24 protein-coding genes are annotated in these 20,900 nt (G+C 42.4%); 7 read left to right on the forward strand and 17 right to left on the reverse strand.

What is annotated here, in order from left to right; translation table 11 throughout:
- Positions 1 to 18: 18 nt before the first annotated feature.
- From VP98_RS19110 to VP98_RS11415, 7 genes are all read right to left on the reverse strand, one after another.
- Entirely contained in the window at positions 19 to 165 is a 147-nt protein-coding gene (locus tag VP98_RS19110; protein WP_197076589.1) for a hypothetical protein, read from the reverse strand.
- A 317-nt stretch (positions 166 to 482) separates the two neighbouring features.
- Entirely contained in the window at positions 483 to 1,811 is a 1,329-nt protein-coding gene (locus VP98_RS11390) for a 6-phospho-beta-glucosidase (RefSeq protein ID WP_046175517.1), read from the reverse strand.
- Between the two features lie 168 nt (positions 1,812 to 1,979).
- Entirely contained in the window at positions 1,980 to 2,309 is a 330-nt protein-coding gene (locus tag VP98_RS11395; protein WP_231584172.1) for a PTS lactose/cellobiose transporter subunit IIA, read from the reverse strand.
- A 30-nt stretch (positions 2,310 to 2,339) separates the two neighbouring features.
- Complete coding sequence (gene celB, locus VP98_RS11400) at positions 2,340 to 3,683, reverse strand: PTS cellobiose transporter subunit IIC (RefSeq protein WP_046175519.1); 1,344 nt, start codon at positions 3,681 to 3,683, stop codon at positions 2,340 to 2,342.
- Between the two features lie 14 nt (positions 3,684 to 3,697).
- Complete coding sequence (locus VP98_RS11405) at positions 3,698 to 4,003, reverse strand: PTS sugar transporter subunit IIB (protein ID WP_046175520.1); 306 nt, start codon at positions 4,001 to 4,003, stop codon at positions 3,698 to 3,700.
- Positions 4,004 to 4,227: 224 nt separating this feature from the next.
- Complete coding sequence (locus VP98_RS11410) at positions 4,228 to 4,545, reverse strand: PTS sugar transporter subunit IIB (protein WP_046175602.1); 318 nt, start codon at positions 4,543 to 4,545, stop codon at positions 4,228 to 4,230.
- Between the two features lie 31 nt (positions 4,546 to 4,576).
- Positions 4,577 to 6,514, reverse strand: coding sequence for a BglG family transcription antiterminator (locus VP98_RS11415; RefSeq protein ID WP_046175521.1), 1,938 nt, complete (start codon positions 6,512 to 6,514; stop codon positions 4,577 to 4,579).
- Between the two features lie 253 nt (positions 6,515 to 6,767).
- On the opposite strand from VP98_RS11415, the gene VP98_RS11420 reads away from it, so the two are divergent.
- Positions 6,768 to 7,490: a MurR/RpiR family transcriptional regulator gene (locus VP98_RS11420; RefSeq protein ID WP_046175522.1), complete on the forward strand. Its 723-nt coding sequence runs from the start codon at positions 6,768 to 6,770 to the stop codon at positions 7,488 to 7,490.
- Between the two features lie 122 nt (positions 7,491 to 7,612).
- Here the strand turns inward: VP98_RS11420 and VP98_RS19345 are convergent, their stop codons facing one another.
- On the reverse strand, positions 7,613 to 7,741 hold the full coding sequence (locus VP98_RS19345) for a hypothetical protein (RefSeq protein ID WP_269431504.1): 129 nt from the start codon (positions 7,739 to 7,741) through the stop codon (positions 7,613 to 7,615).
- 116 nt (positions 7,742 to 7,857) lie between these two features.
- Between VP98_RS19345 and VP98_RS11425 the strand changes: the two genes are divergently transcribed.
- On the forward strand, positions 7,858 to 9,000 hold the full coding sequence (locus tag VP98_RS11425) for an MFS transporter (protein WP_046175523.1): 1,143 nt from the start codon (positions 7,858 to 7,860) through the stop codon (positions 8,998 to 9,000).
- 196 nt (positions 9,001 to 9,196) lie between these two features.
- On the opposite strand, the gene VP98_RS11430 is transcribed toward VP98_RS11425, so the two are convergent.
- Positions 9,197 to 10,162: an EAL domain-containing protein gene (locus tag VP98_RS11430; RefSeq protein WP_046175524.1), complete on the reverse strand. Its 966-nt coding sequence runs from the start codon at positions 10,160 to 10,162 to the stop codon at positions 9,197 to 9,199.
- Positions 10,163 to 10,381: 219 nt separating this feature from the next.
- On the opposite strand from VP98_RS11430, the gene VP98_RS11435 reads away from it, so the two are divergent.
- The 5 genes from VP98_RS11435 (at position 10,382) to VP98_RS11455 (ending at position 12,920) form a co-directional block, all read left to right on the forward strand.
- Complete coding sequence (locus VP98_RS11435; protein ID WP_046175525.1) at positions 10,382 to 10,774, forward strand: thiol-disulfide oxidoreductase DCC family protein; 393 nt, start codon at positions 10,382 to 10,384, stop codon at positions 10,772 to 10,774.
- 153 nt (positions 10,775 to 10,927) lie between these two features.
- Entirely contained in the window at positions 10,928 to 11,404 is a 477-nt protein-coding gene (locus tag VP98_RS11440) for an Lrp/AsnC family transcriptional regulator (protein ID WP_046175526.1), read from the forward strand.
- Positions 11,405 to 11,503: 99 nt separating this feature from the next.
- Positions 11,504 to 11,647, forward strand: a complete 144-nt coding sequence (locus VP98_RS18925) for a hypothetical protein (protein ID WP_156151381.1) — start codon at positions 11,504 to 11,506, stop codon at positions 11,645 to 11,647.
- A gap of 185 nt (positions 11,648 to 11,832) precedes the next feature.
- Positions 11,833 to 12,393 carry a chromate transporter gene (locus VP98_RS11450; RefSeq protein WP_046175527.1) on the forward strand — a complete coding sequence of 187 codons (561 nt, stop codon included), beginning with the start codon at positions 11,833 to 11,835 and terminating at the stop codon, positions 12,391 to 12,393.
- Positions 12,390 to 12,920 (forward strand): chromate transporter, encoded by a 531-nt coding sequence (locus tag VP98_RS11455; protein WP_046175528.1) that lies wholly within the window; start codon positions 12,390 to 12,392, stop codon positions 12,918 to 12,920. The genes VP98_RS11450 and VP98_RS11455 overlap by 4 nt, the downstream gene beginning before the upstream one ends.
- Positions 12,921 to 13,247: 327 nt before the next feature.
- Here the strand turns inward: VP98_RS11455 and VP98_RS11460 are convergent, their stop codons facing one another.
- From VP98_RS11460 to VP98_RS11495, 8 genes are all read right to left on the reverse strand, one after another.
- Complete coding sequence (locus tag VP98_RS11460) at positions 13,248 to 13,757, reverse strand: methylated-DNA--[protein]-cysteine S-methyltransferase (RefSeq protein ID WP_046175529.1); 510 nt, start codon at positions 13,755 to 13,757, stop codon at positions 13,248 to 13,250.
- Positions 13,757 to 14,323, reverse strand: a complete 567-nt coding sequence (locus VP98_RS11465; RefSeq protein WP_046175530.1) for a bifunctional transcriptional activator/DNA repair enzyme AdaA — start codon at positions 14,321 to 14,323, stop codon at positions 13,757 to 13,759. Before VP98_RS11465 ends, VP98_RS11460 begins: the two co-directional genes overlap by 1 nt.
- Positions 14,324 to 14,444: 121 nt before the next feature.
- Positions 14,445 to 15,287, reverse strand: a complete 843-nt coding sequence (locus VP98_RS11470; RefSeq protein ID WP_046175531.1) for a Cof-type HAD-IIB family hydrolase — start codon at positions 15,285 to 15,287, stop codon at positions 14,445 to 14,447.
- Between the two features lie 112 nt (positions 15,288 to 15,399).
- Positions 15,400 to 16,668 carry a PTS ascorbate transporter subunit IIC gene (locus VP98_RS11475; RefSeq protein ID WP_046175532.1) on the reverse strand — a complete coding sequence of 423 codons (1,269 nt, stop codon included), beginning with the start codon at positions 16,666 to 16,668 and terminating at the stop codon, positions 15,400 to 15,402.
- 39 nt (positions 16,669 to 16,707) lie between these two features.
- A complete protein-coding gene (locus VP98_RS11480) occupies positions 16,708 to 16,974 on the reverse strand; it encodes a PTS sugar transporter subunit IIB (RefSeq protein ID WP_046175533.1) in 267 nt (88 codons plus the stop codon).
- A complete protein-coding gene (locus VP98_RS11485) occupies positions 16,971 to 19,031 on the reverse strand; it encodes a BglG family transcription antiterminator (protein WP_046175534.1) in 2,061 nt (686 codons plus the stop codon). Before VP98_RS11485 ends, VP98_RS11480 begins: the two co-directional genes overlap by 4 nt.
- Before the next feature lie 384 nt (positions 19,032 to 19,415).
- Positions 19,416 to 20,408 (reverse strand): LacI family DNA-binding transcriptional regulator, encoded by a 993-nt coding sequence (locus VP98_RS11490; RefSeq protein ID WP_046175535.1) that lies wholly within the window; start codon positions 20,406 to 20,408, stop codon positions 19,416 to 19,418.
- A gap of 112 nt (positions 20,409 to 20,520) precedes the next feature.
- Positions 20,521 to 20,895, reverse strand: coding sequence for a hypothetical protein (locus VP98_RS11495; RefSeq protein ID WP_046175536.1), 375 nt, complete (start codon positions 20,893 to 20,895; stop codon positions 20,521 to 20,523).
- Positions 20,896 to 20,900: the final 5 nt, after the last annotated feature.

The following is a 20,900-nucleotide window of genomic DNA, read 5'->3' on the forward strand; positions in this document are numbered from 1 at the left end:
TAGATTCTTTTTGTTTATTTATAGAATTAAAGAAATTGCTTTTTTTAAAAGCCTGATATCTTTCGCTATTTCTTTTTTAACAGCCCCATCACGGCAGCGGCTGTAATCCATATATAATAAAGAAAGTTCTTTCTGTAAAATTGTTCTTTCTGCTGCCATCCCCATACTGGCCACATCCTTTGCGTAGCTTTTCTTTTTTCTTTATAGTAATAATTACCCACTATAAAGAAATATATGCCTTATTTTTTAAAGTTTTTCAACTCTTTATTTACAATTGAATTAATGGGGGACACAGTATAAAGAATGCCACTTAAGAAAGGGGCCTTTTCAAATTATCTCAAATAATAAAAAGGGGAATATTTAACCGGATTACTTTTAAATTGGAGATAAAAAAGCAAAATTAAAAAGCTGAGTCAGGCCGTATCCTGTCTCAGCTTTTTTAATTTTACCTGCTGTAAGATCACAGCCCCGTTTGTATCCTTTTATGCTTCTACTTTTTGAAAAAATTGCGGCAGATGCTCTTTATGGGCTTCCATCATTTCATCTACAATTTCTTTTGCAATTGTATCTGTCGGTGTCAACGGATTGATTGTCAGCGCCAGCACAGCTTTTTCATAATCGCCCGTTACAGCTGCTTCTGCTGAGATACGTTCAAACGATTTAATTTGTTGGACCAGTCCGCGTACCGCTACCGGCAGGTCACCCATGACAATCGGTTTCGGGCCGTCTTTTGTAATTACACAGCTTATTTCTACAGCGGAGTCATCGGGGATGCTCGCAATTGCACCGTTGTTGCGCGTATTAACCGGCTGAATATCTCTTTTATCCGTGTAAATAGATGTAATAAGACGCACTGCTGCATCCGAATAATAAGCACCGCCGCGTTTTTCAAGCTGTGGCGGCTTGATATCGAGATTTGGATCCTGATAAAGCTCAAATAGTTCTTTTTCGAGCTTCTGCACAACTTCTGCCCTTGTACCTTCTTCTTTCGCATTTTTGACGTCTTTTTCGATCATGTTTTTTGTTTTGTAGTAGTACATGTGATAAGGACATGTTAAGACGTTTAAGGATCTTAAAAATTCCGGCTCCCAGCCAAGACCTTCAATATTTTTTACAAAGCTGCTGTTGTTTGGATCTGTTAACAGCTCAATCACTCTGTCCTTAACGCTTTCTCCATCCACATATACATCAAGTCCGTACACCATATGGTTTAATCCGGCAAAATCAATGCGGACACGTGAATGGTCAACATCTAAAAGCTTGGCAATCCCCATTTCCATTCCGATCGGCACATTGCACAGCCCGACGACTTTTTCAATGTTGGAATACCGGAGAACCGCCTCTGTCACCATACCAGCCGGATTGGTAAAATTAATTAGCCAGGCATTCGGACAGAGCTCCTCCATATCCTTGCAAATATCAAGAATGACTGGAATCGTACGCAATCCTTTAAACAAGCCTCCCGGTCCGTTTGTTTCCTGGCCGAGCACACCGTATTTCATAGGAATGCGTTCATCTTTTGCCCGTGCATCAAGAAGGCCGACACGAAATTGAGTCGTTACAAAGTCGGCATCCTTTAAAGCGGCACGGCGGTCAAGTGTTAAATGAACATCAATTGGCAGTCCGGCTTTTTGGATCATTCGTTTCGCCAGGTTTCCGACGATTTCCAGCTTCTCTTTCCCGGCTTCAATATCGACAAGCCATAACTCACGAATAGGCAGCTCGTCATACCGTTTAATAAACCCTTCGACCAGCTCGGGAGTATAGCTTGAGCCGCCGCCAATTGTAGCGATCTTAATTCCTTTTGTCATTTTGCTGCACCTCCATTTTTGATACGTCTATCATATCGTGCCGGATGTAAGCGGTAAATATATCTTAGCCATTGGGTTTTATATGCCGCCGAAAGGGATTTGTCACTAACAAGTAACAAGCTGTTACAAGACGGGTTCATTATTTTCTTAATTTGGTTTATTTTTTTTTCAAGACTGAATGCTTTGCATTTTAAGCACTTTATACATATCGATAAATTCAACAGCAATATCTTTTAATGTCATGGCATTCATTAAATGATCCTGGGCATGCACCATTAATAGTGAAACAGGTGCGTTTTCTCCCCTCGTTTCCGCTTGAATCAAAGAAGTTTGTAATTTATGAGCTTCACTTAGAGACTGGGCAGCTTCATCCAATTTATTTTTCGCTTCATCAAAGTTGCCGGCTTTTGCTGCCATAATTGCTTCCATGGCGGCACTCCTGCCGTTTCCTCCATAAAGAATAATTTGAAAAATTGTATTTTCCAGGTTTTCCATTATACATCCTCCATTTTCCAGCTGATAAGCCGTTTACAGTGCTTTTTTATCAAGCGTTCCTGATGTTTCCATGCCGCCTTCTTCAATCACTTTTTGTTTATCCCACATTTTAAAGAACGGGACATAGATAAAGAAAGCAACCGCTAAATTTACCAGCTGTAAAATCGCCCCGGAAAAATGTCCTCCCGTCGCCAGATAACCGCCGAAAATTGGAGGAGTCGTCCACGGCAGGGAAATCCCGACCGGCTTGGCAATAAGCCCCGCCTGCATAGAAAGGAAGCTGATTGTAGTGACGACAATCGGTACCAAAATAAATGGAATAATCATAATGGGATTCATCACAATAGGCATTCCGAAAATGATCGGTTCATTGATGTTAAATAATCCCGGCGCAATGCCTAATCTGCCCAGCTGCTTCATCTGTTTACTTTTTGCAGTGAAAAGCATAGCCAGTACTAATGCCAAGGTAGCTCCTGACCCGCCAATTAAAACGAAAATATCGATAAATTGCTGTGTAACAATGTTCGGCACTTCTTCCCCTGCCTGAAAAGCAATACGGTTTGCGTCCATTGCCCCCAGCCAGATGGGACCCATTACCCCGCCGACAATTGTCTGGCCATGGAGGCCGGTAGACCAGAGCATTTGAACAAGAATTAACGCTAAAATGGTTCCAATTAGTGTACCTCCCAACGCGCTGAGAGGCTCCTGCAGCAGCTGCGTGACTACATTATGCAGGCTTTCAAAGGAAGTGTTTTCCACCAGCAGCCTCAGCAGCCAAATGGTTAATACAACGGCAAAGCCCGGGATTAAAGCGACAAACGATTTACTAACTGCTGGCGGAACACCGTCCGGCATTCTAATAACGATATTTTTTTGGATAATAATCCGATAAATCTCTGTTGAAACCATGGCCAGAATCATGGCAATAAACAGTCCCTTGCTTCCTGTTAAAGCAGCGGGAATTGCGCCTCCCACCATAATGGCTTCTTCAGCACCCTCAGGAGTAAATGGCACCTGGTAAGGGGTAGCCAGCAGGAATGCAACAAGTGAAATGATACCCGCTGACAGCGGGTCAACATGATACTTTTCTGCCAGCCGGTAGGCAATCGCAAAGGCGGCAACCAGCGCCATAATATCAAATGTAGCTCCTACCGGATATAAAAGCTTATCGAGCCAGCCGTCTCCAAATATACTGGCCATCATTTCCGGGTAGCCGTTAATCGGCAGAAAGCCAATGATCAAAAACAATGAACCGATAATCATTAACGGCATTGTCGCAATAAGCCCATCACGCAGCGCCTGCAAATGACGCTGTCCGGCGATACGCCCGGCAACCGGCATCACTTTTGCTTCTAAAAATTGGGTTAACTTATTCATGATTTTTTCCTCCTTTACTTTTTCGCTAAAGATAGTGCTGTTTTCAGCACTTCTGCTCCGTTAACTGTTCCATAATGTATTGGGTTAATCGCATCGACCGGAATATTGTTTTCTTCTCCTATTTTTTTAACCTGCGGCAGAAGATAGCGAACCTGCGGGCCGAGCAAAATTACATCTGTTCCCCGCACATGATTTTTGATAGAATCCACTCCTTCTGCCCAAATCTTACAATCGATCCCCAGTTCTGCTGCAGCTGCCTCCATTTTGGTTACCAAAAGACTGGTTGACATACCTGCCGAACAGCATAGTAAAATATTCATCCGAATTCCCCCTTTAATTTTGTTGAAACCAATACTTTGACACAGCCCACTGACCTTTATGCTTATATTTTAATTTAAAAGCGCTTTCATTTGAACGCAGTCTTTTTCCGTTACGTAACGGAAATGATTGACACAAGCAAAAAGCAGCTGGATTCTTAGAAGAGTATTGTGCATAAAAAAACCCATCCTAAAATAGAATGGGCCAGCCATTTCATTTCCTGGGCTCACAATGATTGACCTTTTTCTACGAGCCGTTTAGCAAACTGGTAAACTTCCTCCCCGTTAAAGGTTCCATAATGTACCGGGTTAATAATCTCGACAGGAATGCCGTGTACTTTCCCGAGCTCTGCTATTTGCTTGAGCATATGCCGGACATGAGGACCAATAAGGATTACATCTGCATCAGCTAAATAATGCCGGACGGAATCGCCCGGGATAGCCCATATCTGGCACTCTTCTCCCAGTATTTCTGCATATTTCTCCATTCTCGTCACTAAAAGACTGGTTGACATACCTGCTGAACAGCACAACAGTATATTCATCCGCTTAATCCTTTCTTTTTTGTTTTTCAATTTAAAATCTTACAAACACATGAACAAATTCCTCATAGGTTTTACACTTTATCAGCTTTTGTACTTTCGCGCTGTCATCAATAATTTTCCCGAGCAGCCGGTACATCTTTTGCAGGTCTTCTTTGCTGCTTTTTTTCACACTCAGCAGGCAAACAAATTGAACGAACTGCTCTCCCCATTTGATCGGCTTCTGCAGGGTGCAAATTGCCCAAAAAGTCGAATCGGTCTGAGGATCAACAGGGTGCGGAATCGCCGTCATATTTCCAAAAGAAGTGGGCGACAATGCCTCTCTCTCTAAAACGGAATTCAAAAATTGATCACCCACAAGACCAATTTCCTGCAGTCTGTTACAAATAAAATGGAGAACTTCTTTCTTTGAGTCCAGCTTTTGCTGTAAAAAAACTAATTCTTTTCTCGTGTACTCAATATCTATATTTTCTGGGCCGGAAAATACATGCTGAATTTTTTCAAAATCATTATTTCCCAGAAAGGTATTTACCTCAATGATAGGAACAGGAAACGGTTCAGAAATAGGAATTGTGCTGATGATAAAATCAATATCCTTTAAAGGCTGTTCCTTCAGCTTGTAGTATTCCGTAGTGCCTGCAACCTCTATTTTATCACCAAACTTTTCCTGAAGCTTATACGAAAGCAGGCGCGAGCTGCCGATCCCGGTAGCGCAAACGACCAGGCACCTCTTCGGCCGGTTCGTGATTTTCCTTCTTTCTATGGCGGCACCAATATGAAGAGCCAGATACCCCGCTTCATGCTCATTCATTTCAACACCTGTTTCTTTTTCAATTACACGCCCTGCAATAATTCCCGCTTCAAATGCTACGGGGTAATTGAGTTTTATTTCGTTTAACATAGGGTTGCGAATGTTCATCCCATACTTAAACCGGTTAATTGCCGGCTTTAAATGAAGATAGAGAGACATGTTCAGCTCTTTATCCGTTCTTATGCCCAGCCGTAATTCTTTGTCTACTGTTTCAATAATCCTGGCTGTAAGCTGATGCGTTTTATTGTCAATCACACTTTGATAATCAGATCCTTTTGCATCCATGTACGTAACCAGCTTTGTCCCCATCAAATGAACAGCCACGTAAGCAATTTCTCCTGCCGGGAAAGAAACCTCCAGCTCTTTTTCAAGAAGCTGAATGATCTTTCCGGCTACTTCATATTCCTTTTGTTTTTCGACTTCTTTTAATTCTTCAGGCACCCAGTAAACAAAGTTATTGTTTTGAATCCGTTTACAAGCAATTGCAATATGAATAACCAAATTTGTTAATCCTATATCAGAAAGCGTAATATGATGTTCGTTTATTTGCTTAACAATAATATCCCGTATAATCAGCATATCCTCCCTGGAGAGAATAGAACTATCGAGATTGGCAATGTCAGGGTGGTTGCCTGAATACTGATTAAAAATAAACTCCGACATACAAAAGCGAAGCTTAAATTCCGGTCCCTTCAGCTTCATGCCATAGTTCGGGCGGGATTCGAGAAAAATCCCGTATTTCTTAAATATGTTTCTCACATGGCGAAAATCATACTGGATCGTAGACTTGCTTACAAAAAGCTCTTCCGCTGCGTCTTCCATCTTCAAATAATTTTCCGCCAGTAAAAGACGCTTCACCAGATATTGAACACGGTCTTCCGGGGTTGTAGGAATTTCCCCTTCGTTAAATCCATCCTTTTGAAAATTTAATTGAAGAAATTTAAGGAATTTCGTCTGATCATGGACCATTAAACGAAACCCCGCGCCGCGAACCGACTTAATTTCAGCGCCATAATCAGACAGAAGAATATTCAGTTCTTTGATGTCATTTCTGACCGTCCTTGATGTAACCCCGATCACTGCGCCGATTTCTTCACTTGTAACAGAAGCTTCCACTCCCATTAATTCACGTAAAATCACCGCTGTCCGTGTGTTTAACATTTTCCCCCTCCTTTTTAAACATCCCGCAGCAAAAGGATTGATAAAATTATATGCGGTTTGGATGCAAGACGAACACCATAAGTACTAATTATTATAATCAACTGAGTATAAATGTCTATACAATTAATCAGAAAATTATAAAACCGGACAAAATCTTTTTTCTGCCAGGAAGCTGCAACCGGAATTCTGGATCAGATTTTTTATTTTTATTCATGATATACTTTTTCTAACTTTACACCCTGGAGGGATGGTTTTGTTTACGTCCGAGCAAATCGCTTCATTTAATGAGCTGGAAACCATTTTATATCAATATATTACAACGCACAGCGGAAAGGTAGTTCATATGCGTATCCGTGATCTTGCAGATGAAACCCATGTTTCCCCTTCGACTATTTTACGTTTTTGCCGTAAGGCCGGCTGTGACGGATTCGCAGAATTAAAGGTTAAGTTAAAAATAGAAGCAGAAACACGTAAGAAGGAAGCGGTGAAAAGCTCAAATTCCGCTTTTGCGGAATTTGCGGAAAAAACATTAGAAGGGCGATTTGAACATGCCATCGGGGAAGTCGCAAGCCTTGCTTCTTCAGCTAAAAGCGTCATCTTTGTCGGAGGCGGCTCTTCTGGTATTCTTGCCCAGTATGGAGCTCATTATTTCTCCGGGCTTGGCAAGTTTTCCACTTATATAAATGATCCTTATTTTCCCGTATATGATGATTTGCGGCATACTGCCACAATTGCTTTATCTGTCAGCGGAGAAACAAAGCAGATGATCGACCTTGCCAGCAAGCTGAAAAAAGAAGGAAGCCGCCTTATCAGTATTACGAATAATAAGCAATGCACACTTGCCAAAATGTCTGAAGTGAATATCGCCTATTATACGACAGAAGAGCGCCACCGCTATACGAATATTACTACTCAATTGCCCGTTCTTTACTTAATTGAAGCTATTGCAAGAAATATGTACACTTTTTCAAGTTGATTTTTTAGTTGATTGATCTGGATAAGCATGGCTTCTTTTTTTGATGAAACACCGCTGCAATTAAAAAGAGATCCACTTGAACTCTGTGAAAAATAAATTGCTTTTTCAAGCTGTATTTTTTGTTAATTTAACCATTTTACCAGGGCACGGATACCATACAAAAGGGCTTCTCCACCGTATGTTACTGCTTCAATCAAAATATCGGCTACATACCACCTGTCTTCGCCTTTCTTTTTTCTTTTTCTTTCCAAAAAGTCCGCCTCCCTTTTTCTGCTTCTACGAGTGCGGGGAAGAATTTGTTTCATTTTCTTTTCCAGCTCTCCTCATGCTATAGTAAAAAATATTCACCGAACGGAGGCGGCCATGGATGCGGGTGTTTGTTTATATTATCGTCTTTTTTTCTTTTTTTGACTTGTTTACCCAGCTGCCCATTATGAGCCCGTTTGCAGAATCACTCGGGGCAACGCCGTTTTTAACCGGACTTGTAGTAGGCATGTATTCTTTTTCAAATACAGCTGGAAATATACTTTCTGGTGTTTGGACCGATAAAAAAGGGCCCTTCCGGGTGCTTGTAACGGGCCTTTTTGCTGCGGGTGCCGCTCTTTTGCTGTATCAGACGGCTGCAACTCCGTGGATGCTGCTGCTGATTCGTTTTCTTCATGGCCTGCTGGCCGGCCTGATTACACCTGCTGCCTTTACCTTCCTGGCAAATCACTCTGCACAGGATAAAAAAGGAAAGAACGCAGCCGTTTCAGGAGCATTCGTTGGAATGGCAGCAATTATTGGGCCTGCGTTCAGCGGGATTATGGCAAGCCGGACAAGTGAAACGGCTGTCATTAACACAACAGCAGCTGCGATGTTTATATTGGGGATCGTTGCCCTTTTTGTGCTAAGAAAACTGCCTTACCAGGCCATTACTGCTCATGAAAGACATATCTCACTACGCGGCTTTTTTCGAAATACTGGTATGCTTAAGGCGTTCACTGGCGCTTTTCTGCTTATGTTTTCTCAGGGAGTGCTTGCTTATATGCTCCCTTTAAAAGTGATACATCTTGGTTTTGATTCCCAAACAAGCGGCCTTTTATTAAGCACATTTGGCATTGTGGCTATTTTTGTGTTTCTTACTCCCATAAACCGCCTGTTTGACCGGCTGCGGCCGGAAACGACATTTTCATTTGGAATCGCAATGATGGGAATCAGCCTTATCTGTCTTAGCCAGGCAGAGGTTTCTTCTCTTCTTTATATAATTATGGGACTGTATGGAATCGGGTTTGCTTTCTTGTTTCCTTCTATCAATTCACTGCTTGTCGGCGCGGTTCCCCCGGAAAACCGCGGCAAAGCATATGGCTATTTTTACGCATTTTTCTCGCTTGGAGTAGTGGCAGGATCAACGGTTACAGGCGGACTTTCCTTATCGCCTTCCCAGGGCCTTTTCTTTACAGGCATCCTGCTTTGCAGCGCCGGCTTTTTTGTGGGAGCCGGCCAACTGAAAAAAGCATCCGCCAAGTAAGAGCGGATGCTTGAAAGTGTAAACAAAGTTAGAACTCAGGCTGATTGAAAGCGCCTGTCTTTCAAGGAACGCGGCCGGTTGGGAAGCGGAGTGACCTTTTGGGGGTCATGAGCATTCACAGCCGGCAAGTGACACCGAAAGCGGGCGTTTGTCAACAGCCTGAAGCATCCGCCAAGTAAGAGCGGATGCTTTTTTCTTATATATATTGAATATTACCCATCGGCTCTGCAGAAGGCCTGCCAAAATAATAGCCCTGCGCAAGCGGTATGCCCGCAGAACGGCAGTAGTCATATTCCTCTTTTCGTTCAATTCCTTCTGCAAGTGCTATAATGCCAAGATCTGAGGCTGTTTTTAATGCTCTATTGATAAATGACTGCTTTGTACTGTCCTGGTCACAGAAGGATATATAAGACCGGTCGATTTTGATGTAGTCCGGCCGCAGCTTCTCCAGCATTTCAATTGTGGAAAAACCCGCTCCTACATCATCAAGCGCCACTTTAATCCCTTCTCTTTTGTATACATTCAACACTTTTTTTAAATGATCCACGTCTTCGATTTTCTCCGTTTCCACTACTTCAAAAACAAGGTCATCCGGTCTTACATTGTACTTTTCAATAACACTGAATGTATGCTTCAAGCAAAATTCCGGATTATAAATGGTAGAAGGCAGAAAATTGATAAAGCTTTTTTGGCCATCCTTCACATGCTCTTTTCTTGCAAGAATGGCACTTTCTCTCGCCTGCTTATCAAGATAGGAATGCATGCCTAACTTTTGAGCAGTATGAAAAAGCCTTCCCGGCGGTATTGCCGCTTCTTCGTTTGTTCTCAATAATGATTCATATCCGTAGACATTGCCGGAAGATGTTTCTACAATCGGCTGCAGAAAACTGACAAACTGCCCTTTTTCAATTACACGAATCACTTCCTGATGTGAAAACCATTCGGCAACATCACGAAGCGGCGCAGTGCGGACCGGCTTTTGATCGCCGGGCTTTCCAATTCCCCCTATGACGTTATCGTTGCCGATGCGGCCGAGCTCTTCTTCTGCTTCTTTTATTGTTTGAAAATCAACAAACGACCAGTGATTTTCATTTGAAATAAACAGCCTTCCCGGCTCGTAAAACCGAATTGGAATCCGGCATTCAATACAGCTCCCTGTCATACATGCGCGCCCCTTTTCTTTATCTATATACTTTCAAACAGCAGATACTACATTAGTCCCCTCGCTCTTTTAGCTATAAACCTTTTTTCATATTAATTTTTAAGCATTTTTAACTAGTTTAATATTTTCAAAAGGAGCATTGCAAGTGAAGCTGTTTAAAATTCAGAAAAGCGGTTAAAGTAATTAAGACATGACTCTTGTTGAAGGAGGAAGTTTACAATGACTGCGATTGTTTTATTTGATGGTGATTGCAATTTTTGCGATGCAAGTGTTCAATTTATTATACAGCGTGATTCCAAAGGATATTTTAACTATGCGTCTTTACAAAGCGATGTAGGGCAGAAGTTATTAAAAGAGCACAATATGCCGGAAGATCTTGACAGCTTTATGTTAGTAGAAGATGGGAAAGCATATATTAAATCGGCGGCTGCACTGCGGATTACCCGTCATCTGGATGGAGCCTGGAAGCTTTTGTATGCCCTTATTGTTCTTCCAGCACCGCTCCGCAACTTCGTTTATGATTATGTAGCTGCTAACCGCTACAAATGGTTTGGCAAAAAAGAAGACCACTGCATGCTTCCATCACCGGAAGTTCGCCAGCGCTTTTTATAAATAAGAAGCTGAAACCGTATCTTATAGATGCACTTCGCCCATATGCGATAATACTTTCTTTGTATAAAGCGCCTGCTTAGCCGCAGGTTCTTTTTTTTGCGCAAAAAATGGTACACTAAAACAAACCATGTGATGAAATTGGAGTGGAACATAATGGGGACGAACTATCAAATGCCGGATTTGCATATTGATCAAATAGACAAGCAGATTTTATCTTTGTTACATGAAAACAGCCGGATGTCTTACACGGATATAGCCAAAGAAGTGGAACTGTCGCGCGTAGCTGTGCAGGCGCGGGTTAATAATTTAATGGAGCAGGGTGTAATTGAAAAGTTTACTGCTGTTATTAATCCGGCAAAGATCGGTATTCACGTATCTGCTTTTTTTAACGTGGAAGTTGAGCCGCAGCACCTGGAGCAGGTCGCCAGCCATTTAGAGACGGAACCGGCTGTGACAAGCCTTTATCATATGACCGGGCCAAGCAAGCTTCATATGCACGGAATTTTTTCGGACAATCAGGAAATGGAGCAGTTTTTGGTAGAAAAGCTCTATCCCCTGCAGGGGGTAGTGAGTGTTGACTGCCAGATTTTAATTAAACGATATAAAAGCCGGATGGGCATGAAACTGTAAAAAACACTCTCCGTTAAGCTAAAGCTGTTTTCTTTTGAAGGCAGCTTCAGTTTTTCTTAAACAGGTTACCGTATTGCAGGAAAAGCATGTTATATAGTTATGCTGACTTCAACAAACTTACAAGAGATCGAAGAGTTTATTAATGAAATCACTTCATTTGCGGAAGCGGTTCCCCACATTATTTTTTCTGAAACAAAAATTAACTCTTCCATCGAGCAGCATGTTCCTCTTTTAACGGAATGAAAGAACCCCTTTTTTAAAGACGGGGTTCTTTCTATTTTTTCGCAGCAGTGCTGAATAAAAAAATGGCTGTCATATGTGGAAAACGATTCGTTTTCGAAGCGAAAGATTTTTTCCTTTTTTTCTTTCTTTTCGAATGATAAAATAAATAAAAAAATTCGTAATGTTAAGAAGAAAGGGTGTTTTGAATGAAGCAGCGAGATATTTTTGTCGCTTTTTTCCGCAGCAGCATGCTTGGCTATGGCGGCGGCCCTACCACGATTCCGCTCGTTCAAAAGGAAGTAGTCGAGCGGTTTAAATGGATGGACAATGAAGAATTTGGAGATGTGCTGGCTATCGGCAACACCCTTCCCGGCCCGATCAATACCAAGATGGCCGGTTATATTGGCTATCGAGTCGGCGGTATTCCAGGAACCATCAATGCCATTTTAGCCACAGTGCTGCCAACGATTCTTTTAATGATTATCCTTTTGACGACCTTAACTGCTTTTAAAGACCTGGCCTGGGTGCAGGGAATGACCAGAGGTGTTATGCCGGTTGTCGGTGTTATGCTTGCCGTTTTAACAAAAGATTTTCTGCAAAGCTCCGTCAAGGGGCTAAAGTGGGCAACAGTCGCCCTTCATACTGTGCTGTCCCTTATTCTTATCGAATTCCTTCATATTCATCCCGCTGTTATTATTGGAGCTCTTTTGCTATTTGCTTTCTTTAAGCCTGAAACAAACCGTGAAAAGAAAGGACGGCTTACATGATTTATTTGCATATTTTTTGGGTCTTTTTCATGACCAACCTTTTAGGCTATGGCGGCGGTCCGGCAACCATTCCGCTTATTCAAAAAGAAGTGGTGGACCGTTACGGCTGGATGACTGTACAGGAATTTAACGAAGCATTTGCCATGGGCAATGCGCTGCCTGGCCCGATTGCGACAAAAATGGGCGGTTATATTGGATTCCAGGAAGGCGGATGGCTCGGCGCATTTCTCGCTGTTCTTGCAACGGTTACCCCGTCTCTTATCTTAATGATCACACTGATGGGCATTTTGTATAAAAACCGGACCTCTCCCCGTGTGAAGCGGATGACTGCTTATGTAAAGCCAACGATTGCTGTTCTGCTCGGCGTCATGGCGTTTCAAGCATTTGCAGATGTATATTTTGATGTAAGCATTATTCATATTATCATTTTGGCGGCCGGCAGCTACTGGCTTATGGAAAAAAGAAAAGTCCACCCCGGTCTTGTGGTCTTATCTTCTCTTATTTACGGGGCTGTTTTTCTTTCTTAAACCGGCACGCCTTTCACAGTGTTGAAAAAGAGAGTCGTCAAGAAGATAGTCTGTTTTTGGGCCGACATGATCTTTCTTTTGCGGGCTGGAGACGGGCTAGTTTCTTTTCAAAGCTGTATTAGGGGCTGCGGTCTGCCGGCTGCGCTTTTTTGAAGCGAACACCGAACCAGCCATCGTGCTGGAGACCTGAACGTTCATAAATAGGTTAAATGTAACCTGGAAAAGGTGTAGACAGTTGCTTATTTCAACAGCATGAAAGACGGGCTCTTACAAGAGCCCGCCTTTTTAAACAGCGGAATCCATAAATCCCCGGACTCTGCTTTTGCTTTATTTATTTCCTTCTAATTCCAATTCAAGCAAATAGCGCTTTAATTCCAGCCCGCCCCTGTAGCCTGTTATGGCTCCATTTTTGCCAATAACCCGGTGGCACGGAATTGTCACCAATACCGGATTGGCGCCAATGGCAGCACCAACGGCCCTGACTGCGGCCGGCCTGTTAATTGCTTTTGCAACCTCAGAGTATGACCATGTTTCTCCATATGGGATTTTTTTAAGCGCCTCCCAAATCTGCTTTTGAAACACGGTTCCTTTTATGTCGACAGGCAGTGTAAATTCCCGGTTCTTTCCTTCCAGATATTCCTGTAATTCCTCACGGTATGGCTTTAATGCTTCATCGTTCCGGTACAAGATGGACTCAGGATAGTGCTTCTTTATTTTGCTTTCCAATTCTTCTATTGTTGCACCCGGCGAGCTGACATAACAAAGCCCTCTTTCTGTTTTCGCAATGTAAAGATGCCAGTGATCTTGCTTTACAGCCGAGTAACAGATCATTTCCATCAAGATTCACCTGCTTTTTTTCGATATTGCAGAGGCGTACAGCCTGTTATTCGTTTAAAAAGAGCTGAAAAATAAGGAGTGCTTAAAAATCCAATTTCCCGGCTGATATCTGAAACCGTGCGGCCAGTCGATCGAAGCAGGCAGCACGCCCGGTTAAGCCTCGCCATTTGAACATATTCAGCCGGCGACAGGCCGGCTATCCGCTTGAATGACCGCTGCAGATGAGAAGGACTTCCATGCCATTCACGGGCCAGTGATTGAAGTGTAATAGGCTCTGCGTAATGAGCATCAATCCATTGGGTTATTTGGAGGATCCAGTTTTCTGCCGGCAGCCGCAGTTCGTCTGGCTTGCAGCGCTTGCATGGGCGGAAATTGTTTTCGAGTGCGCTGTAAGCATTTTTAAAAATGCGCACATTTTCTTTTTTAGGCAGCCGTGATTTGCATGAAGGACGGCAGAAAATTCCTGTCGTTTTCACTCCATAAAAAAATGTACCGTCATAGTCTTTGTCACATTGTTCAATGGCCCGCCAGTATTCTTCTGAAACGATCTGCTTTCCTGCTCTCATAACGCTCACCTCTTCATTCACTATACACCGAAATCTCCAGGATAAAGCAGGAAAAGAATGAAAAAGCAACATATCATAATTTCTGCAAATTCAAAAGCAGCCTTTTGTAAAGGCCGGCTTTTCAGTCAAAGGTTTTCTTTAAGAACTTGTACAGCCCGTCTTCCTTGTATGAAAAAGCAGTTACTTCATCCGCCTGACTTTTCACAAAATCAGATGCGTTTTTCATGGCGATGCAGCGGCCGGCCAGCTTAAAAAGAGGCAGATCATTTTCACCGTCACCAATAGCCATGATCTCTTCCTTTTTCAAATGAAACCGGTCCAGCAGCTGAACAACGCCGGTTGCTTTCGAGATTCCTTCTACTGTCACTTCAACATTATGGCTGGTAGAAGAAGCAGTCGTAAAAGCCGTTTTCTCTTTTTTCTGCTCCAATTCTGCTTTCCACTCCTCCATCACCTGCTCTTCCCGGCTGAAAAAGTAAATTTTCACAGTATCCTTTGTTTCCAGCTTATCGGTCCAGTAAATTTTAGACTGAACAGCTTCCTGGCGCGACAGCCATTCATTTTCATGAACGGTTGGCGGCTTCGGCTCAGTGGCAGCTTTTATCATAAACGGCTGATCTGTTTTTAAAGCCGTCCTCGGCCCATCACTCGGATGAATTTCATAATAAATCCCCTGTTCACTGGCTTTGCCTGCAAGCTCTTCCACCAGTTCAGCAGAAAGCGCATGACTGGAGATTTGCTTTTCTCCTACAAAAGCGGACATCCCGTTCGCCGTCACAATTCCGTCTGCTTCAAAACTTGGCGGCAGCACATCCTTTGCTTCCTTTAACGTCCGGCCCGTAGCAATAAACACGAGCATACCGCTTTGCCGAAGTTCTGCCACATAATCGGTCAGTGTATCGTTCACCGTGTTAAATTCCGTTAAGGTTGTTCCGTCCAAATCCAAAACAATTGCTTTATACATAGTTGAATCACCTCGTTGAAAAAGGGTATGTAAATAAAAGAACCAGCAGCTTACCTGTTTATAACATCATAAGCTGCTGGCAAATACAAATTATTTTCACTTTTAAGCTTCGTTAAGCTAGCCCCAACAATTCCATGATACTTAGAATTAAAATACCAACCACGCCAAAATCTGAATCTCCAAAAGTAGTGCCTTCAAACCCGATGTCCCCAAGCAAAACAAGTAAAACAGCCGGCAGGAAACTGATAATAATTCCATTTGCAAAAGCACCGGCCATTGCGCCACGGCGTCCTCCTGTGATGTTTCCGAAAACGCCTGCGGCCGCTCCAGTAAAGAAGTGAGGAACCAGGCCTGGAACAATAACTTTTAATCCAATAACCGGGAGAACAAACATAGATAAGAGTCCAGCTAAAAAACTAAATAAAAATCCAATAATGACGGCATTCGGCGCGAAAGGAAAAACAGTCGGACAATCCAGTGCCGGCTTTGTATTTGGAGCCAGTTTATCGGCAATTCCTTTAAAAGCCGGTACGATTTCTGCGATAAGCATACGCACGCCGGCAAGAATAATATAAACACCTGCAGCGAATGTTATTGCCTGGATAAAAGAAAAGACAATAAAATTCGATCCGCCTGAAAGCTCTGTTTCGATATAACTTTGACCAGCAAATAAAGCGACCGCAATAAAAAAGATTGTCATCGTCAAGGAAACCGCAACTGAAGTATCACGCAGAAAGCCTAACGATTGCGGAACTTTGATTTGTTCAGTCGTTTTTTCTTTGTTGCCCACCCATTTTCCAACCATCGCAGACACAAAATACCCAATTGTGCCGAAGTGGCCGATCGCAAAATCGTCACTACCTGTTATTTGACGAACGTACGGCTGAAGCATAGCAGGAAAGATGACCATACATAAGCCAAGCAAAATAGAGCCAATTATGATTTGGGCAGGTCCATTAAGACCACCCACTGACAAAGCAACCGCAATTAAACAAGCCATGAAAAGTGTATGATGCCCAGTTAAGAAAATATATTTGAGAGGTGTGAATCTCGCTAATAGAATATTCACGATCATTCCAAAAACCATAATAAGTGCTGTAGCTGTACCAAATTCACTTTGCGCGGCAGCTACAATCGCTTCGTTATTAGGAATGACTCCCTGCACATTAAATGCATGATCGAACATTTTGCTAAATATATCTAAAGCTCCCGTTAAAACAGATGCCCCGGCTCCAATAATGACAAATCCCATTACCGTTTTCAGTGTTCCTGAGACAATATCCGCACTTGATTTTTTCTGAAGCAATAACCCGATAAGCGCGAATAGGCCCACTAAAATGGAAGGTGTGCCTAAAATATCATTCATAATCACGTCTAACATGCTTTTCAACCCCCTTTATATATACGAGTTCCTCATTACTTATCCTAAAAGCGGCTCTAATTTCGATTTGATTTCAGGTATGCTCATCATGTTTTCCAGCGTAACAATTTTTCGGCTTCCGTCATTAAGCTGCCCGACAATATCAGCTGCTCCGATAAAGATATCTGCTTGTTCCGTTTTAGCTGAAGCTAAATCAGTATGATCAACGTCTGCTGTTTTCCCCATCTCTGTTAACGCTTTTTTCACATTCATCTCCATAATAAAGCTGCTTCCTAATCCATTTCCGCATACGACCATGATTTTCATTTTGTTTCCTCCTTAGAATATTTATGAATGTACTCCATCAATTGAGCTGGTTTCGAGCTTTTAATCATTTCTTCAATATTGGACGGCTCACCCAGCAGCTGCGTTAATTGAACAAGGGCTTTTAAATGTGTGTCATTGTCTACAGCAGCTAACACGATGATCAGATGAACCGGCTTATCCGGCGCAAAGGAAACTGGCTCATCAAGCTTTAAAAGACTCATAGATAAAGAACGGACCCCTTGTTCAGGACGGGCATGTGGAATCGCCACATTTGGTGTAATCACCACATAAGGGCCGTTCACGTCAATCGCTTGAATCATTGCGTCAACGTACCGCTCTTCAATTGTTCCAATGTCAACTAAAGGTTGGGATGCAGTACGGATGCCTTCTTTCCAATCCACCACACTTCGTTTTATTTGAATCGTCTGTATTGTGAGCAATTCTTCAAGCACGGGTTTTTTTACCTCCTTTAAGGAATGTTTATTTACTTGATGCGTGTACATGTTGGCCTGCAGCGCTTTTTCCAGCTGCTCCCTTTCATGGACAGTCGCGTACTTCGAAATAATAGACAGCAATGATGAAAGGTCGATTTCCTGTAAAGCATATCCGTATAACTCCTGCATGACCTGCTGTCTGAGCTTATGTTTGTCATCTGCTGATAAAATAGGCGGAACTACAAACAGTGTGGATGATGTCCGTAAATGAACCGTCGAAAAAACCAGGTCAACAGCAAGAGGATATTCCGCTGCTTTGCGAACGGACAGTACATCCAAAAACAAAATATCAGGAAATAGCTCTCTCAAAGTGTAAATAAGAATATTGCTAATCCCTATGCCGTTGGGACATACAACAATTGCTTTTTTCCGCTCATCCAACGCGGTTCCCTGTTTGCGAAGCCAGCCGCCAAAATGAATGGTGAAATAGGCAATTTCGTCTTCAGATATTGATCTTTTTATTTCTTTTTCCAGCACCTGCATTGATTTTTTTGTTAAATGATGAAGCTCTGGATATATATCCTGCACCCGTTTCGTTAAAGGATTCGTCTGAGAAAATCCATATTTCATTCGAAAGTATGCCGGACGAAAGTGCACATACAATTGTTTATACAGCTGCTGTTTATCATGCAAATGAACGCAAGCGAGCCGTTCGAACTCCTCTACAATACCGTTCAACAGAGGACGAATTTGTTCATCCTCATGAAGAGGCGAAAAATCTCTTATGCGGTTCATGCCAAGCAAATGAAGTGCTGCATATAAAATCTCCGTTTGATTCCAATCACCATAAAAAGCCGGGGATTCGATCAGCTGGCTGACTATTTCATATTCTCGTGAAGATAAAAGAGGATTCCAGCTGTCTTCCAGATCTAATATTTCTCCTTTTTCAATAAACTGATCTGTACATAAAAACCAGTACGTAAATTCATGAAGCTGTTCATCGGTAAATGTGATCCCCATTTTTTTCTCAATTTGTTCAAGCTCGCTTCGAATAGTACTTATCTGTTTTTCCTTATCTGCCCAGATACACTCAATAACCATCTCACTGTTTATATGATGCAGCATTTCGTGGACAAGACGTTCAATCACATAACGTTTTTGACGAACAGTTCCTTTAGCGATATAACCGTCCTGCTTAGAGTACAAAATTTCAAGACCATGAGCTCTGGCATTTTCTTTCAAACGCTGAATATCTGATAGAACGGTATTTCTCGAAACACCCATCAATGATTGAAAATGGTAAACCGATAAAGGAGCCTTGCTCAGTAAAATCATAAAATAATAAATTTTTTCTCGATCTTCTTCCGAGAATGCATATACTTTTTTGGAAAATCGAATCTCCTGCGCTTTTAATTGGAGACCCGCCGGCAAAGAATAACCGACCCTGCGGCTGTATTGAATCCCCTCATGCCCATTGAAGTAAAGCCAGTCATTAATTTTTCCAAATCCGTATTGGATCTGCCGGCGTGTTAATCCCGTCTTTTCTTCTAAGTCATTCATTTTCCAAATAGGAGAATGCTGTAGCAGTTTTAGCAAAGAAGCGCTTCTTTCATCTAAATACATGTTGTGATCCTCTCCCTGCTTTTACGATATCTTATTTTTTAGTGAAAATATATTTCTTCAAAGACTGATTTTTGTTCTTTCTTCTGCACACTGCTATACACTTCGCATAAAACTAGCCTCTAATGAAATTTTTAAAATGAATATCCAGCTCTACGGCATGTATTTTTAAAGTCCAACAAACCAAAACCTGCGTTATGCTTCAATAATTAGTTTGAGCATACGTAAAATCAGATTGGTATCGTTCCCAAAGGCTGTTTTTCAGTCTTTTCGCTCCTTTTTTCAATAAATTGGAATAAACTATTTTTAAAAATATAACCCTTGTAAAATCAGTATTGGTATCGTTCCCACAATGCTTTTTAAAAAATGCGGGGAAAAATCCCGCATTTAAGTAGATTTTCGGATAATAATGTCACTCGCCAGCTCGTATGGCTCCATCCCTGCCTGGTTATTGTGTAGAAGTTCCAATATGACCTGGGTCGATTTTCGACCCATACCATCAGCAGGCTGCTGGATTGTTGTTAATGCCGGAGTGATCCACTGAGCTACCGGCTGGTTGCCAAAACCCATAATCGCCAGATCCTCTGGAACGCGGACCCCCTGCTCGTTTGCTTGTGTGATCATGCCGGCGGCAATATCATCACTTCCCGTAAACACAGCAGTGGGCCGGTCTTCCATATTCATAACATGAGTAAGCAGCTGTTTTCCGTCTTCGGCTGTATGCCGATCAACGAAGATCCACGCAGGATTAATAGAAAGCCCTGCTTCTGCCATCGCTTTTTGGTAGCCCTGGTTGCGGTCCTTGTCTCTTCCTTTTTCAGCAAAAAGAGCGCCGGTGCAATAACCAATCTTTTGATGCCCTTGTTGAATCAAATGTTTAATCCCTGTATATGTTCCACTCAATTGATCAAACTTAATAACCGGAACAGACGGCTCAGAAATATCTTCGTTACACAGCACGATCGGGCCGTGCTTCGTAAACGGCTGAACGTCCTTCCAGTCGTTTTCTAAAGCGCCTATGATCATACCGTCCGCCTGCTTTGTTTTAAGCAGATTTAAAAATAGCCGTTCTTTTTCTTTATCTCCGCTGCTCTGGCATATCATCGTTTTATAGCCCTTTTCATACGCCGTTTGCTCAACAGCTGCAATTAGAGAAGCGAAAAAGGGGTCGGTAACAGCTGGAACCACAACCCCAATTGTCATCGTCAGCTGCCCTCTTAATCTTCTGGCAGCTGGATTCGGGTGATAATCAAGCTCTTTCATGGCCTGCAGTACCAGTGCCCTTTTTTCTTCTGATACATGGGCCTGATTATTGATTACGCGCGACACTGTTGTTTTCGATAAACCGGCTCGTTTCGCTACGTCTAAAATGGTGGCCATCCTGCTTCCTTCTTTCTTTGATTTCAATTTTGTTCATTGTAGCGCCTATTTAAATTCAAGTGCAATACTGCACAAAAAAAACAGCCGGTCTGCTTTCCGGCTGCTTCCTTTTTCATGATTCCGGCACTGCTTCCATATGAAGCACTTTAAAAAATTCAAGAATGTAGCGGTAGCTGTTCCCGAAATCACCCAGCGTTCCATCTTTCGAACAATATACATCAATTGCCGACCGCATTGGCGTTAACTTATAAATCGTAATCACCATGCCGTAAGCGCCTTTTTCAAGCATAACTTCACCGCGCGCTACGTCTTCATTCGCAATTGTCCAGCCGCCCAGCCTGCCATCCTGAATAACCTTTTTGATGTCATTAATGAGCGATTCTCTGCTTTTTCGGTAATAGCGGGTTTTTAATGCAGGGTCCTTCGGAGTTTCCTTTGTTTCTTCATGCTTTCTCCAAATCCCGGTCAGCACTCGTGTCGTTGACATAAATA

The organism is Domibacillus indicus (assembly GCF_000970685.1).
GTDB lineage: Bacteria > Bacillota > Bacilli > Bacillales > Domibacillaceae > Domibacillus > Domibacillus indicus.

What these genes read in the sequence shown, in the direction of transcription:
- VP98_RS19110 (WP_197076589.1), bottom strand. Translation starts at nt 165, where the DNA reads ATGGGGATGGCAGCAGAAAGAACAATTTTACAGAAAGAACTTTCTTTA.
- VP98_RS11390 (WP_046175517.1), bottom strand. Translation starts at nt 1,811, where the DNA reads ATGACAAAAGGAATTAAGATCGCTACAATTGGCGGCGGCTCAAGCTAT.
- celB (WP_046175519.1), bottom strand. Translation starts at nt 3,683, where the DNA reads ATGAATAAGTTAACCCAATTTTTAGAAGCAAAAGTGATGCCGGTTGCC.
- VP98_RS11405 (WP_046175520.1), bottom strand. Translation starts at nt 4,003, where the DNA reads ATGAATATTTTACTATGCTGTTCGGCAGGTATGTCAACCAGTCTTTTG.
- VP98_RS11410 (WP_046175602.1), bottom strand. Translation starts at nt 4,545, where the DNA reads ATGAATATACTGTTGTGCTGTTCAGCAGGTATGTCAACCAGTCTTTTA.
- VP98_RS11415 (WP_046175521.1), bottom strand. Translation starts at nt 6,514, where the DNA reads ATGTTAAACACACGGACAGCGGTGATTTTACGTGAATTAATGGGAGTG.
- VP98_RS11425 (WP_046175523.1), top strand. Translation starts at nt 7,858, where the DNA reads ATGCGGGTGTTTGTTTATATTATCGTCTTTTTTTCTTTTTTTGACTTG.
- VP98_RS11430 (WP_046175524.1), bottom strand. Translation starts at nt 10,162, where the DNA reads ATGACAGGGAGCTGTATTGAATGCCGGATTCCAATTCGGTTTTACGAG.
- VP98_RS11435 (WP_046175525.1), top strand. Translation starts at nt 10,382, where the DNA reads ATGACTGCGATTGTTTTATTTGATGGTGATTGCAATTTTTGCGATGCA.
- VP98_RS11440 (WP_046175526.1), top strand. Translation starts at nt 10,928, where the DNA reads ATGGGGACGAACTATCAAATGCCGGATTTGCATATTGATCAAATAGAC.
- VP98_RS18925 (WP_156151381.1), top strand. Translation starts at nt 11,504, where the DNA reads ATGCTGACTTCAACAAACTTACAAGAGATCGAAGAGTTTATTAATGAA.
- VP98_RS11450 (WP_046175527.1), top strand. Translation starts at nt 11,833, where the DNA reads ATGAAGCAGCGAGATATTTTTGTCGCTTTTTTCCGCAGCAGCATGCTT.
- VP98_RS11455 (WP_046175528.1), top strand. Translation starts at nt 12,390, where the DNA reads ATGATTTATTTGCATATTTTTTGGGTCTTTTTCATGACCAACCTTTTA.
- VP98_RS11460 (WP_046175529.1), bottom strand. Translation starts at nt 13,757, where the DNA reads ATGGAAATGATCTGTTACTCGGCTGTAAAGCAAGATCACTGGCATCTT.
- VP98_RS11465 (WP_046175530.1), bottom strand. Translation starts at nt 14,323, where the DNA reads ATGAGAGCAGGAAAGCAGATCGTTTCAGAAGAATACTGGCGGGCCATT.
- VP98_RS11470 (WP_046175531.1), bottom strand. Translation starts at nt 15,287, where the DNA reads ATGTATAAAGCAATTGTTTTGGATTTGGACGGAACAACCTTAACGGAA.
- VP98_RS11475 (WP_046175532.1), bottom strand. Translation starts at nt 16,668, where the DNA reads ATGTTAGACGTGATTATGAATGATATTTTAGGCACACCTTCCATTTTA.
- VP98_RS11480 (WP_046175533.1), bottom strand. Translation starts at nt 16,974, where the DNA reads ATGAAAATCATGGTCGTATGCGGAAATGGATTAGGAAGCAGCTTTATT.
- VP98_RS11485 (WP_046175534.1), bottom strand. Translation starts at nt 19,031, where the DNA reads ATGTATTTAGATGAAAGAAGCGCTTCTTTGCTAAAACTGCTACAGCAT.
- VP98_RS11490 (WP_046175535.1), bottom strand. Translation starts at nt 20,408, where the DNA reads ATGGCCACCATTTTAGACGTAGCGAAACGAGCCGGTTTATCGAAAACA.
- VP98_RS11495 (WP_046175536.1), bottom strand. Translation starts at nt 20,895, where the DNA reads ATGTCAACGACACGAGTGCTGACCGGGATTTGGAGAAAGCATGAAGAA.